General features: G+C 72.2%; 10 protein-coding genes. 8 read left to right on the top strand and 2 right to left on the bottom strand.

Translation table 11 applies throughout. The annotated features are described in order from the left end of the window. Positions 1-84 precede the first annotated feature (84 nt). The 5 genes from ACFW3D_RS12295 to ACFW3D_RS12275 all read left to right on the top strand — a co-directional run bounded on the left by ACFW3D_RS12295 (position 85) and on the right by ACFW3D_RS12275 (position 7,024). Positions 85-1,251 (top strand): sensor histidine kinase, encoded by a 1,167-nt coding sequence (locus tag ACFW3D_RS12295; protein WP_500504015.1) that lies wholly within the window; start codon positions 85-87, stop codon positions 1,249-1,251. Between the two features lie 302 nt (positions 1,252-1,553). Beyond that, complete coding sequence (locus tag ACFW3D_RS12290) at positions 1,554-2,867, top strand: sensor histidine kinase (RefSeq protein WP_500504094.1); 1,314 nt, start codon at positions 1,554-1,556, stop codon at positions 2,865-2,867. 235 nt (positions 2,868-3,102) lie between these two features. After that, on the top strand, positions 3,103-3,762 hold the full coding sequence (locus ACFW3D_RS12285; RefSeq protein ID WP_500504093.1) for a response regulator: 660 nt from the start codon (positions 3,103-3,105) through the stop codon (positions 3,760-3,762). Positions 3,763-4,020: 258 nt separating this feature from the next. Then, positions 4,021-5,946: a 2-oxoacid:acceptor oxidoreductase subunit alpha gene (locus ACFW3D_RS12280; protein WP_500504014.1), complete on the top strand. Its 1,926-nt coding sequence runs from the start codon at positions 4,021-4,023 to the stop codon at positions 5,944-5,946. Beyond that, positions 5,939-7,024, top strand: a complete 1,086-nt coding sequence (locus ACFW3D_RS12275; RefSeq protein ID WP_500504013.1) for a 2-oxoacid:ferredoxin oxidoreductase subunit beta — start codon at positions 5,939-5,941, stop codon at positions 7,022-7,024. The genes ACFW3D_RS12280 and ACFW3D_RS12275 overlap by 8 nt, the downstream gene beginning before the upstream one ends. Positions 7,025-7,070: 46 nt before the next feature. Here the strand turns inward: ACFW3D_RS12275 and ACFW3D_RS12270 are convergent, their stop codons facing one another. Then, positions 7,071-7,466 (bottom strand): winged helix-turn-helix transcriptional regulator, encoded by a 396-nt coding sequence (locus tag ACFW3D_RS12270; RefSeq protein ID WP_500504012.1) that lies wholly within the window; start codon positions 7,464-7,466, stop codon positions 7,071-7,073. A 105-nt stretch (positions 7,467-7,571) separates the two neighbouring features. On the opposite strand from ACFW3D_RS12270, the gene ACFW3D_RS12265 reads away from it, so the two are divergent. Together ACFW3D_RS12265 and rarD are read left to right on the top strand one after the other, a co-directional pair. After that, a complete protein-coding gene (locus ACFW3D_RS12265) occupies positions 7,572-8,429 on the top strand; it encodes an SDR family oxidoreductase (RefSeq protein ID WP_500504011.1) in 858 nt (285 codons plus the stop codon). A 146-nt stretch (positions 8,430-8,575) separates the two neighbouring features. Continuing rightward, positions 8,576-9,583 (top strand): EamA family transporter RarD, encoded by a 1,008-nt coding sequence (rarD, locus tag ACFW3D_RS12260; RefSeq protein WP_500504010.1) that lies wholly within the window; start codon positions 8,576-8,578, stop codon positions 9,581-9,583. Between the two features lie 28 nt (positions 9,584-9,611). On the opposite strand, the gene ACFW3D_RS12255 is transcribed toward rarD, so the two are convergent. Continuing rightward, positions 9,612-10,250 (bottom strand): CGNR zinc finger domain-containing protein, encoded by a 639-nt coding sequence (locus ACFW3D_RS12255; RefSeq protein ID WP_500504009.1) that lies wholly within the window; start codon positions 10,248-10,250, stop codon positions 9,612-9,614. A 65-nt stretch (positions 10,251-10,315) separates the two neighbouring features. On the opposite strand from ACFW3D_RS12255, the gene ACFW3D_RS12250 reads away from it, so the two are divergent. Further along, a complete protein-coding gene (locus ACFW3D_RS12250) occupies positions 10,316-10,765 on the top strand; it encodes a VOC family protein (RefSeq protein WP_500504008.1) in 450 nt (149 codons plus the stop codon). Position 10,766 lies beyond the last annotated feature (1 nt).

The following is a 10,766-nucleotide window of genomic DNA, read 5'->3' as shown; positions in this document are numbered from 1 at the left end:
GACCGGTGGTACGGATAACCCCACCTTGTCCTGGCAGGCGCACCCCATGGCGGTGGCCGCCCCGTCCCCGGCAGGCTTGACGTCATGACCATCGACTCCCAGCGCGGGGAAGCCGCCCCGCTGCCGCCGGCGCGCTTCGCCTTCGACTCCGTGACGTGGAAGGAGATCGCGTATCTCCTGGCGAACCTGCCCGTGGACATCGCGGGTTTCGTCTACGTCGCCGTGGTGCTCTACCTCGGCGTCGGGCTGTCGGTGACCGTGGTCGGTCTGCCGCTGCTGGCACTGGGACTGGCCGGGTGCCGGCTGCTGGGGCGGCTGGAGCGGATACGGGCGCGCGGGATGCTCGGGGTGACCGTGGACGAGCCGCGGTCGCTCAGTCCCGGGCGGATGGGCTTCTTCCCCTGGCTGTGGACCTCGCTGAAGGACCCGGTGGGCTGGCGGCACGCGCTGTACTTCTTCATCCGGCTGCCGTGGGGGATCGCGACCTTCACCATCGCCTTGACCTCGCTCTTCGTCGCGTGGCCCGTGCTGCCGTTCATCGCCCGGGGGCTGGCCAACGCGGACCGCGCGATGGTCCGGGGCCTGCTGTCCCCCTCCGACGAACTGGAGCGGCGGATCGCCGAGCTGGAGTCGGACCGGGGCACGGTGGTCGACACCGCCGCCGCCGACCTGCGCCGCATCGAACGCGACCTGCACGACGGGGCCCAGGCCCGGCTCGTGGCGCTCGCCATGGACCTGGGCCTGGCCAAGGAGAAGCTGCAGGAGGACCCGGAGGCGGCGGCGAGGATGGTCGACGACGCCCACGGCGAGGTGAAGCTGGCCCTCCAGGAACTGCGCGACCTGGCCCGCGGCATCCACCCGGCCGTCCTCACCGACCGCGGCCTGGACGCCGCCCTGTCCTCGGTGGCGGCCCGGTGCACGGTGCCGGTGCAGGTCCAGGTGGACCTGGCGAACCGGCCGGCGCCGGCCATCGAGGGCATCGCGTACTTCACCGTCTCCGAACTGCTGCAGAACATCAGCAAGCACAGCGGGGCGCGCCGAGCCGTCGTCGAGCTGTGGCGCTCGGACGGCCGGCTGATGATCCAGGTCCGTGACGACGGCCGGGGCGGGGCGACCACGTCGGGCGGCGGCAGCGGTCTGGGCGGACTGTCCGAGCGGCTGGACTCGGTGGACGGTCTGCTGGTGGTCGACTCGCCGGCCGGCGGCCCGACGACGGTGACGGCCGAGCTGCCCTGGCGGGACCGCGCCTGAGCCGCTTACGGGAGAAGGCCGGCGCCCTCCAGCGAGGGCACCGGCCTTCTCCCGTGGCGCCGGGCGACAGGTTCGCCCGCGGTCGGGACGTCGTCCTCGACGGACCGCCGCCCCGGCTCCCCCACCGGCTCTCCCGCCGGCTCTCCCGCCGGCCCCCCGCTCCGGACCGCCGGACCACGGGGGTGGGGTTTTCCCCAGGTCCAAGAGGCCGATCCGCACCATGGGCGCGGGGGCTCCGGAGGACGAGGCTGGAGGCATCACCAGGCGGTCGCAGAGGGACGACGAAGAGGACGGACGTGACCATGGCATACGGTTTCCCGGAGCCGCGCGAGCACCGGCTGCCCGCGGCGCTGCGCGCGCCGATCGAGGCCCGCACCTGGCGCGAGCTGCTGTATCTGCTGCTGAACCTGCCGATGGGCATCATCGGCTTCGTCTTCACCGTGACGATGCTGTCGCTCGGTGCGGGACTGCTGGTCACCTTCCTCGGGCTGCCCGTCCTCGCCCTGATGCTGGCCGGGTGCCGGGCACTGGGCGTCGTGGAGCGCGAGCGGGCCCGGCAGTGCCTGCGCATCGACGTGGCCGCGCCCGAGCCGCTGCGCCGGCGGCCCGGCCAGGGCTTCATGTCCTGGCTCGGCGGCCAGCTGACCAGCGGCGCCTCCTGGCGGCACATCCTGTACTTCTTCGTGCACTTCCCGTGGGGCGTGTTCACCTTCTCCGTGGCCATCTCCTTCTTCACCTACGGCTGGGGGCTCCTCACGTACCCGCTGTGGCAGTGGGTCTTCCCGGCCTACACCGACCAGCCCGGGCTCCAGCTGTACGGCGACGGAAACGGCAACGGCTGGTGGCTGGACTCGCCGTTCGAGGTGGCCATGACCTCCGTGCTGGGGCTGCTGCTCGTCCTGGTCACGCCCTGGCTGATCCGGGGCATGGCGTACGTGGACCGGGGCCTGGTCGCCGGGCTGCTGGGGCCGTCCCGGCTGGCCAGCCGCGTCTCGGAGCTGGAGTCGGACCGGGGCACGGTGGTGGACACCGCCGCCGCCGACCTGCGCCGCATCGAACGCGACCTGCACGACGGGGCCCAGGCCCGGCTCGTGGCGCTCGCCATGGACCTGGGCCTGGCCAAGGAGAAGCTGCAGGAGGACCCGAGGGCGGCCGCCACCATGGTCGAGGAGGCGCACGGCGAAGTGAAGCTGGCCCTCCAGGAACTGCGCGACCTGGCCCGCGGCATCCACCCGGCCGTCCTCACCGACCGCGGCCTGGACGCCGCCCTGTCCGCCCTCGCGGCGCGCTGCACCGTGCCGGTGGAGGTGAGCGTGGACCTGCCGGGGCGGCCGGTGCCGGCGATCGAGGGCATCGCGTACTTCACCGTCTCCGAGCTGCTGCAGAACATCAGCAAGCACAGCGGCGCCTCGCGCGCGGCGGTCGACCTGTGGCGCTCCGGGGACCGGCTGATGATCCACGTCGTCGACAACGGGCGCGGCGGCGCCTCCACGGCGCGCGGCTCGGGCCTGGCCGGGCTCGCCGAGCGGCTGGGGGCGGTGGACGGGGTCCTCGCCGTGGACTCCCCCGCGGGCGGCCCGACCACCGTCGCGGCCGAGCTGCCCTGGCGGACCTGACCCCACGGGGCCCGCGCGGGCGCCAGGCCCGGTGGACCGCAGAACCGCAGGACCGCAGGACCGCAGGACCGGGAAGACCGGAAGAACCGAGAGGACGCTGACCGCGCCTCCCTCCGTCCCTCCTCCGCGCTCCGCTCCCGTCGGCGAGGCCGTGTGCCGGCCGCCGGAAGCTGGAATGCTGGGGAGGGACACGTCGACGTCGACATGGGGGGGGCCGGTAGCGGTGGAGGACAGGGTGCGGGTGGTCATCGCCGAGGACTCGGTGCTGCTGAGGGAGGGACTGACCCGCCTGCTGACCGACCGCGGGCACGAGGTCGTCGCCGGGGTCGGCGACGCCGAGGCCCTGCTGAAGGTGATCGGCGAGCTGGCCGCCGAGGACGCGGTGCCGGACGTGGTCGTGGCGGACGTGCGGATGCCGCCGACCCACACCGACGAGGGCGTGCGCGCCGCGGTGCGGCTGCGCCGCGACCACCCGCAGCTGGGTGTGCTGGTGCTCTCGCAGTACGTGGAGGAGCAGTACGCCACCGAGCTGCTGGCCGGCAGTTCCCGCGGGGTCGGGTATCTGCTCAAGGACCGGGTAGCCGATGTGCGGGAGTTCGTCGACGCGGTCGTACGGGTGGCCGGCGGCGGTACCGCCCTGGACCCGGAGGTGGTGGCGCAGCTGCTGGGGCGCAGCCGCAAGCAGGACGTGCTGGCCGGTCTCACCCCGCGGGAGCGCGAGGTGCTGGGACTGATGGCCGAGGGCCGGACGAACTCCGCGATCGCCAAGCAGCTGGTGGTGAGCGACGGGGCCGTGGAGAAGCACGTCAGCAACATCTTCCTCAAGCTGGGGCTGGCCCCCAGCGAGGGCGACCACCGGCGTGTCCTGGCCGTGCTCACGTACCTCAATTCCTGATCCTCTGACGTATCGTCAGAGGAACCCGCGGAGACGCAGAACTGGAGCGGCGCCGGACGGCGTCCCATATGGAGGAAGCAGGCGGCACGGGCTCCGGGGGGCGGTGACCGTGACCCATCAGGGCACAAAGGGAGCTCAGCACGGCGTTCACGATGCGGGAAGACCCGGGAAGGCGACCCTTACCCACGTACGATGGCGCGTGGGACACAAGGTCACGGCCCCGGTCGTGAGCCGCCGCCTCGAAGGAGGTCCGATTCAGTGACCAGCCAGGTCAGCAGCCCGACAACCCCCGATCGTCCCGTTCTGGGCGAGCAGCGGAAACCGGCCAAGGAGACCAGGAAGCTCGATCGGGTGGTGATCCGCTTCGCCGGGGACTCCGGCGACGGGATGCAGCTCACGGGAGACCGGTTCACCTCGGAAACGGCGTCGTTCGGCAACGATCTGTCCACCCTGCCGAACTTCCCGGCCGAGATCCGCGCTCCGGCAGGCACCCTGCCGGGCGTCTCGAGCTTCCAGCTGCACTTCGCCGACCACGACATCCTCACCCCGGGTGACGCCCCGAACGTCCTGGTCGCGATGAACCCGGCGGCGCTGAAGGCGAACATCGGCGACCTGCCGCGCGGCGCGGAGATCATCGTCAACACGGACGAGTTCACCTCCCGCGCGATGGGCAAGGTCGGCTACGCGGCCTCGCCGCTGGAGGACGGCTCGCTGTCGGCCTACGCGGTGCACCCGGTGCCGCTGACCACCCTGACGGTCGAGGCCCTCAAGGAATTCCCGCTGACCCGCAAGGAGGCCGAGCGCAGCAAGAACATGTTCGCGCTCGGACTGCTGTCGTGGATGTACCACCGTCCCACCGAGGGCACCGAGGACTTCCTGCGCAAGAAGTTCGCGAAGAAGCCCGAGCTGGCCGAGGCGAACGTGGCGGCCTTCCGCGCGGGCTGGAACTTCGGCGAGACGACCGAGGACTTCGCCGTCAGTTACGAGGTGGCCCCGGCCGAGGCGGCCTTCCCGGCCGGCACCTACCGCAACATCTCGGGGAACCTGGCGCTGTCGTACGGCCTGGTCACCGCGAGCCGGCAGGCGGACCTGCCGCTCTTCCTGGGCTCGTACCCGATCACCCCGGCCTCGGACATCCTGCACGAGCTGAGCAAGCACAAGAACTTCGGTGTGCGCACCTTCCAGGCCGAGGACGAGATCGCCGGCATCGGCGCCGCGCTCGGCGCGGCCTTCGGCGGCTCGCTGGCCGTCACGACCACCTCCGGTCCCGGCGTGGCGCTGAAGTCGGAGACCATCGGCCTCGCGGTGTCGCTGGAGCTGCCGCTGCTGGTCGTCGACATCCAGCGCGGCGGGCCCTCGACGGGGCTGCCGACCAAGACCGAGCAGGCCGACCTGCTGCAGGCGATGTACGGGCGCAACGGCGAGGCGCCGGTCCCGATCGTGGCGCCGTGCACCCCGGGCGACTGCTTCGGCGCGGCACTGGAGGCGGCCCGCATCGCCCTGACCTACCGCACCCCGGTCCTGCTGCTCTCCGACGGCTACCTGGCCAACGGCTCCGAGCCGTGGCGGGTCCCCGAGCTGGACGAGCTGCCCGACCTGCGGGTCCAGTTCGCGACGACGCCCAACCACGTGGCGGAGGACGGCACCGAGGAGTTCTGGCCGTACCTGCGCGACCCGGAGACCCTGGCGCGCCCCTGGGCGGTGCCGGGCACCCCGGGCCTGGAGCACCGGATCGGCGGCATCGAGAAGCAGGACGGCACCGGGCACATCTCGTACGACCCGGCCAACCACGACCTGATGGTGCGCACCCGGCAGGCCAAGATCGACGGCATCGAGGTGCCCGACGTCGTCGTCGACGACCCGGACGGCCGGGCGCGGACGCTGGTGATCGGCTGGGGCTCGACGTACGGGCCGATCACGGCGGCCGTACGGCGCATCAGGGGCGCAGGGGGCGCGGTCGCGCAGGCCCATCTGCGCCATCTGAACCCCTTCCCCGGGAATCTCGGGGAAGTCCTCAAGCGTTACCAGAGAGTAGTGGTCCCGGAGATGAACCTCGGCCAGCTCGCCCACCTGCTGCGGGCGCGGTACCTGGTCGACGCACGCTCGCACACCCAGGTCACCGGCCTGCCCTTCAAGGCCGAGCAACTCGCTGCCGCCATCCAGGAGGAGAGCGCAGATGTCTGAGGCGCCTGCCGTCGAACACCGCACGCCGGGGCTGCCGGCGCTGTCCCTGGTCCCCAAGGCCGAAGCCAAGCAGTCGATGAAGGACTTCAAGTCCGACCAGGAAGTGCGCTGGTGCCCCGGCTGCGGTGACTACGCGATCCTCGCCGCGGTGCAGGGCTTCATGCCCGAACTGGGCCTGGCCCGGGAGAACATCGTCTTCGTCTCGGGGATCGGCTGCTCCTCCCGCTTCCCGTACTACATGAACACCTACGGGATGCACTCCATCCACGGCCGCGCCCCGGCCATCGCGACCGGGCTCGCCGCCTCGCGGCGCGATCTGTCGGTGTGGGTGGTCACGGGTGACGGCGACGCGCTGTCCATCGGTGGCAACCACCTGATCCACGCGCTGCGGCGCAACGTCAACCTCAAGATCCTGCTCTTCAACAACCGGATCTACGGTCTGACGAAGGGGCAGTACAGCCCGACCTCCGAGCTCGGCAAGATCACCAAGTCGACGCCGATGGGCTCGCTGGACGCTCCCTTCAACCCGGTCTCGCTGGCGCTGGGCGCGGAGGCCTCCTTCGTGGCCCGTACCGTCGACTCCGACCGCAAGCACCTCACGAGCGTGCTGCGGGCGGCCGCCGCGCACCCGGGCACGGCCTTCGTGGAGATCTACCAGAACTGCAACATCTTCAACGACGGCGCCTTCGAGGTGCTCAAGGACCGGACCTCCGCCGAGAACGCGGTGATCCGGCTGGAGCACGGGGAGCAGATCCGCTTCGGGGCGGACAACGCCAAGGGCGTCGTGCGCGACCGGGCGACCGGTGACCTGAAGGTCGTCGAGATCGACGCGTCCAACGAGGACGAGGTCCTGGTGCACGACGCGCACGCGGCGACGCCCACGACGGCCTTCGCCCTGTCCAGACTCGCCGACCCCGACACGCTGCACCACACGCCGATCGGCGTGTTCCGCAGCGTCGAACGGCCGGTCTACGACGTGCTGATGTCCGAGCAGCTGGAGCAGGCCGTCGAGCAGCACGGCAAGGGCGACCTCGCCGCCATGCTGGCCGGCAACGACACGTGGACGGTCGTGGGCTGAGCCACGGCACCCACTTCGGCCGCCGTACGGGGCCCGGGCCTGACGATCAGGCCCGGGCCTCGTCGTACGTCCGGCGGGCCGCGATCACCTGCTCGGTGCGGTCCTCGGTCCAGCGGGCCAGGGCCCAGACCTGGTCGGCCGCCTCCTTGCCGAGCGGGGTGAGGGAGTACTCGACGCGCGGCGGGATGACGGGGTGCGCCTCGCGGTGCACGAAGCCGTCGCGCTCCAGGGTCTGCAGGGTCTGGGCGAGCATTTTCTCGCTGACCCCGCCGACCGTGCGGCGCAGCTCGCTGAAACGCAGGGTCCCGTCGATCAGGGCGGCCAGCACCAGCACGCCCCAGCGGCTGGTGACGTGCTCGAGGATCACGCGCGAGGGACAGTTGCGCGCGTTCACGTCGGGGGGCGCCTGCAGCACGCCGGTCAGCTCTTCCCTTACGTCCATGCCACTAGCTTACTTTGAAGTGGGTACTTTCTGGAAGTTAGTACCGGCCTTAGGGTTAGTCCGGTCAACACCAACGGGGACAACAGTGACTGGAGTGAACCCCTCATGAGCATCGTCGTCACCGGAGCCACCGGACAGCTCGGCCGGCTGGTCGTGGACCGGCTGCTGGCCGACGTCCCGGCCGAGCAGGTCGTGGCCGTCGTGCGCGACGCGGACAAGGCCGCGGACCTCGCCGCGCGGGGCGTGGAGCTCCGGGTGGCCGACTACAACGACCCGGGGACCCTCAAGGACGCCTTCCGGGCGGGGGACGTGGTGCTGCTGATCTCGGGCAGCGAGGTCGGGCAGCGGGTCGCCCAGCACACCGCCGTGATCGGCGCCGCCAAGGAGGCGGGGGTCGCGCGGCTCGTGTACACCGGCGTCCTCGGCGGACCCGCCGCCGACTTCGAGCTTGCCGCCGAGCACAAGGTCACCGAGCAGGCCCTGCTGGACTCCGGGCTGACCTACACGCTGCTGCGCAACGGCTGGTACACCGAGAACTACACCGCGCAGATCGCCGTCCAGCTGGAGCACGGTGTCGCCGGCAGCGCGGGCGAGGGGCGCATCGGCTCCGCGAGCCGCGAGGACTTCGCGGACGCCGCCGCGGCCGTACTGACCGGCGAGGGACACGAGAACGCGGTGTACGAGCTCAGCGGGGACGAGGCCTGGACGATGGCCGAGTACGCCGCCGAACTGGCCCGCCAGTCCGGCCGGCCGGTGGCCTACGCCGACCTGCCCGCCGACGCCTTCCTGGCGGTCCTGACCGGCGCCGGGCTGCCCGAGCAGGTGGCCGCGATCTACGTCGACGTGGACGTCGCCGGCATCTCCCGCGGCCTGCTCCAGGGCGGCAGCGGCGACCTCGCCCGGCTGATCGGACGTCCCACCACCCCGCTCGCGGACACGATCGCCGCGGCGCTCAAGGGCTGACCCCGGACGGCCTCCCGGACGGCGGGGCCCCGCGGCCGATCCCCCGGCCGCGGGGCCCGTCCCGTTTCCGGACCGCCCGGCGCGGCGCGCCCCGGACCCGCTCCCGGCCTGCGGCGAAGGTGTCATGACCGTCATGCGATACGCAGATGACGGGAGAAGGCCCCGCGCGCTACCTTCGAGCAGTCGGCCAGCGCCCCGGGAGGAAACGAGTGAACGAGCAGCGTGCCGGTCTGCTGTACGGATTCACCGCCTACGGGCTCTGGGGGCTGTTCCCCCTCTACTGGCCGCTCCTCGAGCCGTCCGGCGCGGGCGAGATCCTCGCGCACCGCATGGTCTGGTCGCTGGCCGTCGTCTCCGTCGTGCTGCTGGTGATGCGCCGCTGGGCGTGGGTCCCGGAACTGCTGCGGCAGCCGCGGAGGCTCGGACTGCTGGCCGTGGCCGCGGCCGTCATATCCGTGAACTGGGGCCTGTACATCTGGGGCGTCAACAGCGGTCACGTCGTCGAGACCTCGCTGGGCTACTTCATCAACCCGCTCGTCACCATCGCCCTCGGCGTCCTCGTCCTGCACGAACGGCTGCGGCCCGCGCAGTGGGCCGCCGTGGGCGTCGGCGCCGCCGCCGTCCTGGTGCTGACCCTGGGGTACGGGCGGCTGCCCTGGATCGCGCTGACCCTGGCCTGCTCCTTCGCCACGTACGGCTTCATCAAGAAGAAGGTCGGCATGGGCGGCCTGGAGTCGCTCGCGGCGGAGACGGCGATCCAGTTCCTGCCCGCGCTCGGCTACCTGGTCTTCCTCGGCACCCGCGGGGAGACCACCTTCGCCTCGCACGGGGCCGGTCACGCCTCCCTGCTCGCCGCCTGCGGCGTCGTCACCGCGGTGCCGCTGATCTGCTTCGGCGCGGCGGCCATCCGCATCCCGCTGAGCATGCTGGGGCTGCTGCAGTACCTCGCGCCGGTCTTCCAGTTCGGACTCGGACTGCTCTGGTTCCACGAGGAGATGCCGGCCGAGCGCTGGGCCGGCTTCGCCCTGGTCTGGCTCGCGCTGGCCCTGCTGACCTGGGACGCGCTGCGCGCCGCGCGGCGCGGCCGGATCGCGGTGCGCGACGCCGCAGTGGTGCCCGGCGAGGCGGCGCCGCGCGGGGCCGTCACCGGCTGAGCGGCGGCGTCCGGGCACCGCGATCCGGCTAGGCCCCACCGTCCCGGCCCTGCCCGCCCTCCGGCACCTCGTACGCCTCCCTGCGGGAGCGGTGGGCACGGACCTTGTGACGGTTGCCGCAGTGCTCCATGGAGCACCAGCGGCGCCGGCCGGGGCGTGAGGTGTCCACGAAGACCAGTCGGCAGTCGTGGGCCGAGCATTCCCGGACGCGGTCGGCGTACGGGCCGGAGAAGAGCTCCACCGCGTCCCGCGCGACGGCCGCCAGGACCTGCGTTCCGGTGACCGGGGTGCGCCAGGTGCGGCCCCCGTCGGGGGCGAGGCGCAGCGCCGGGGGACGCCAGGCGGCCGCCTCGTTGAGGACGACGAGGTCCGGGGCGGGGAGCGGTTCCCCGTGGACGCGGGCACCGGCGATGTGCCAGAGCGCGTCGCGCAGATAGCGGGCCGTGGCGACGTCCTCCGGGGAGACGGCGAGGGCGCCGGGGTCGGGGCGCAGCCGGGACGACACGGCCCAGCGGGCCAGGTCGGCGGGCTCGTGGAGGACTTCCCAGCGGGTGTACGCGCCGGGGCCGCCGGTGGGCAGCAGCTCCAGGCCGAGCGCGCCCGGATCGAAGCGGTAGGCAACTCCTTCGGATGAATGGAGGACCAGACCGATTGCGGGCTCCGTCATGTAACCAATATAACTGGTTACAGACCGGCCGAGGGCCGGTGGGGACGCGAACGAGGGGGCAGGTCATGGCAGTTCACTGGAAGCTCGTGATCGACGCGGCGGATCCGCACCGGCAGGCCGCCTTCTGGGCCGAGGCCCTGGAGTACACGCTCGAGGACCACAGCGTGCTGATCGAGAAGCTGCTGGGGTTCGGCGCGGTCACGGAGGAGGTCCTGACCGAGGCGGCCGGCCGCCGGGCCTGGCGGGACCTGGCCGCCGTGCGCCACCCGGAGGACCCGTACGACGAGGAGAAGGGCTCGGGCCTCGGGCGGCGCATCCTCTTCCAGCGGGTGCCCGAGGCGAAGACGGAGAAGAACCGGCTGCACATCGACCTCCACCCGGGCGGCGGAAGGCTGGAGGCGGAGGTGGCCCGGCTGGAAGCACTCGGCGCGAAGGTGCTGCGGCGGATAGCCGAGCCCTCCGGCACCTGGGTCACCATGGCCGACCCGGAGGGCAACGAGTTCGACGTCGAGTAGC

This window comes from Streptomyces sp. NPDC058864, assembly GCF_042742985.1.
GTDB lineage: Bacteria > Actinomycetota > Actinomycetes > Streptomycetales > Streptomycetaceae > Actinacidiphila.
This window is presented reverse-complemented; position numbering and strand designations above follow the sequence as displayed.